Consider the following 3,471-nt stretch of genomic DNA (forward strand, 5'->3'; position numbering starts at 1 on the left):
CTCGCGGAGGAACGCGCCCGGACCCCGCGGCTTCTGCTGCGTGGACCAGAAGGATCCCGTGAGGAGCAGGTCGGATCGGGTGCGCGTGACGGCGACGTACGCGAGGCGCCGCTGCTCGGCGGCGTTGCGCTCCTCGAGCTCCTCGCCGAACGCCTCCATCGCCTCGGCGAACTCCTTCTGCGTCTCCACGCCGCGCCACGCGAGCGACGGCAGCTCGGCGGAGTCGCCGCGGAACTCGAACGGCAGTGCGCCGAACGCGACCCAGCCCCGCTTCTCGCGCAGCGTGCCCGGCAGCTCGCCGTCGACCATGCGCGGCACGGCGACGACGTCCCACTCGAGGCCCTTGGATCCGTGGATGGTGAGGATCTGCACCGTGCCGGGCTCCGGCTCCTCGGTGCGCGGCGCGAGGTTGTCGCGCCGCTCCGCCTCCGCGAGCCAGGCGAGGAACGGGCCGAGCGTGCCCGCGGAGTCGCCCTGGAGGTAGCCGGCCACCTGCTCGGTGAAGGCCTCCAGGCTCGCGCGTCCGAGCGGATCCGTCTCGTTGGCGGCGACCTCGATGTCGAGGAGCAGCTCCTGCTGGACGACCGTCACGAGGTCCACCAGGTCGAGCCCGACACGCGACCGCAGCACCTGGAGCTGCCGGCCGGCGGCGCGGAGGCGCGCGAGGCCCTCCTCGCTGAACGCCGCGAGCGCCGTGTGGCCGTCGCGGGCGCCGACCACGAAGTCGAGCGCGTCGACGACGGAGCCCACCTCGTCCGGCACGACCGAGGCCCGGAGGCCGTCGCGCACCTCGTCGGCGAGCGGCTTCTGCGCGTGATCCCGCGACATGAGCCAGGAGGCGACGCGGGACAGCGCGTGCACGTCCTTCGTGCCGATGCGCCAGCGCGCGCCCGTGAGCAGGCGCACGAGCTCGCTGCCCGCGGTGGGGTCGTGCAGCACGCGGAGGACGCACACGAGATCCACCACGGCGGGCTGGTCGAGCAGGCCGCCGAGCCCGAGCACGCGGAACGGCACGCCGCGATCGGCGAGCGCCGTGGTGAACGGCTCGATGGTCTTCAGCGAGCGGCACAGCATGGCGGCCGAGCGGGGGCGCCCGTCGGATCCGGTCTGCCGCAGCCGCTCGGCGAACCACGCGGCGGTCGCGGCGGCCTCGTCGGCGATGGTCTCCTCGTAGGCCACGTCGAGCCGCCCGTCGCCCGCGTCGGGCCGGGGCTCGAGGCGCGCGACCGGGATGCGCGACGCGGCGGTGAGCGGCTCCACTATGCGGTTCGCGGCACCGAGCACGGACGCCGGGTTGCGCCAGCTGGTGGACAGCGCGTAGACGGGGACGTCGGCGGCGCTCGCGCCCGCGGGCGCGAAGTCGGCGCCGAAGCGCGCGAGGTTCGCCGCGCTCGCGCCGCGCCAGCCGTAGATGGACTGGTGCGGATCCCCCACGGCCATGACGGGCGTGCCGCCGAACAGCGTGGCGAGGAGCCGGGTCTGCACGACGGATGTGTCCTGGTACTCGTCGAGCAGCACCACGCGGAAGCGCTTCCGGTGCTCCGCGACGACCTGCGGCACGCGCTCGCAGATGGCGAGCGCGAAGGCGACCTGGTCGCTGTACTCCACGAGCCCGCGCCGGGTCTTCTCCTCCTGGAACCGCACGGCGAGGTCGACGAGCGGCGGCAGCGCGCCCACGGCGGCGACCGCGTCGGCGGCCGGCGCCTTCCGGATGCGGGCGGATCCGAACGGCAGCTCCCCGAGGCCGACGAACGAGCCCGCGAGGCGCACGACCTCGGCCGGGTCGGCGACGTTCTCGCTCATCGCCCTGCTGAGGGAGATGACCGCCTGCGTGATGGGATCCACCCCGCGCCCGAGCTCGAGCAGCCGCGGGTCGGTGCTCTCCACCACGAGCCGCCGCGCGAGCTGCCACGCGGACGCCTCGGTGAGCACGACCGACTCCGCCTCACGCCCGATGAGGGTCGCGCTGTCGCGGAAGATGCCGTTCGCGAACGCGTTGTAGGTCTGCACGGTGGGCGTCGCGAACGCGTCGGCGGGCGCGGCCGCGAGGCCCGCCTGCTGCAGCTGCTCGATGCGCGCGCGGATCCGCACCCCGAGCTCGCCGGCGGCCTTGCGCGTGAACGTGAGCCCGAGGATCTCCTCGACCCCGACGTGCCCGTTGGCGAGGAGCCAGACGACGCGGCTCGCCATGGTCTCCGTCTTGCCGCTGCCCGCACCCGCGACGACCAGCCCGGGCTCGAGCGGCGACTCGATGACGCGCCGCTGCTGCTCGGTGGGGCTCGGCAGGCCGAGCGTCTCGGCGATGCGGCGGGCGCTGACCATGCCGCCCTGCGCCCCGCCGGTCGTACCCGCGCCGCTCACGCCGACACCGCCCGCACGAGGTGGATGCGGTAGCGCCTGGCCGATCCCGGATCCCGCTCCCCCAGATCCGGAGTGCCCTCGAAGGTCGCGCCCGCCATGCCCTCCGCGGCCTCGGCGATGCGCGCGCGGAACCCGTCGAGCTCCTCGCGGGTCAGCGGCTCCTGCGGCAGCTCGCGGTAGGGCAGTCCGCGCGTGCCGCCCGAGACGTAGAGCAGCTTCGCGCCGCCGGACGGCGTGCCCGCGGGCACCTGCTCGAGCGAGCCCTCGACGTAGGCCAGCTGGTACGAGCCGAGCTGCGCGTGCGCCGGGATCTCCGCGCGGGTCGGGAAGTGGCGCCCGGTCTTGAGGTCGACGATGACCACCCGGCCCTCGGCCGTCAGCTCGATGCGGTCGATCTTCCCGCGGAGGCGCGCGACGCCCACCTCGAGCTCGAAGCCGCCCTCGGCCGCGAGCATGCGCCCGCCCTGGGCCTCGAAGTCGCGGAGGTACCCGCTGACGCCCGCGATGAGCTCCCCCGCCTGCCGTCGCTCGCGCTCGCCCACCCAGGGCGACTCGAAGGGCAGCTCGCCCCAGCGCTCGTCGAGGCGCTCCTCGAGGGCGGCAGGGCGGAGGTCGGCGTCGGGATCGAGGCTCGCGTCCTCCATGACCGCGTGCACGATGGTGCCGATGCCCATGGCCGTGCTCGTGGATCCGCCGGACGCCTGGTCGATGAACCAGTTCAGCGGCGATCGCTCGAAGGCCTCCAGGCGCGACGGGGACACGGGCACGCGCGCCTCGGGGGCGGTGAGGTCGACGACGGGCTCCGTGGTGGAGGGCTCGCGCAGGCCGTACCACTCGGCCGGATCCGCGCCCGTCACGCCCTCGGCCGCGAGGCGCGCGAGGGCGGAGGCCGCGGCGAGGCCGCGCTCGCGCGTGGCGTCGGCGGGCCGACGGGCCGTGCGGTCGCCGGAGACGACCCGGCCGTCGTTGAGCAGCACGGCGTCGCGGTGGACGACCGCGAGCTCGCGCCGGAGCGCGCCGACCAGCCCGCGGAGCGAGAGCGGGTGGTCCGGCCGGATCCGCAGCGCGGCGGGTGCGTCCTGCGCCACCCGGCCCGCCTCGGCGCCGGCA

2 protein-coding genes are annotated in these 3,471 nt (G+C 75.4%); both read right to left on the minus strand.

The window, feature by feature from the left end; translation table 11 throughout:
• The coding region (locus DZG00_RS13625; protein ID WP_445986052.1) for an ATP-dependent helicase at positions 1-2,322 on the minus strand (2,322 nt) is incomplete at its 3' end.
• A 35-nt stretch (positions 2,323-2,357) separates the two neighbouring features.
• A partial coding sequence (locus tag DZG00_RS13630) for a RecB family exonuclease (RefSeq protein ID WP_147360012.1) occupies positions 2,358-3,471 on the minus strand: 1,114 nt, incomplete at its 5' end.

The sequence above is a fragment of the Clavibacter lycopersici genome (assembly GCF_003576405.1).
GTDB classification, from domain to species: Bacteria; Actinomycetota; Actinomycetes; order Actinomycetales; family Microbacteriaceae; genus Clavibacter; species Clavibacter lycopersici.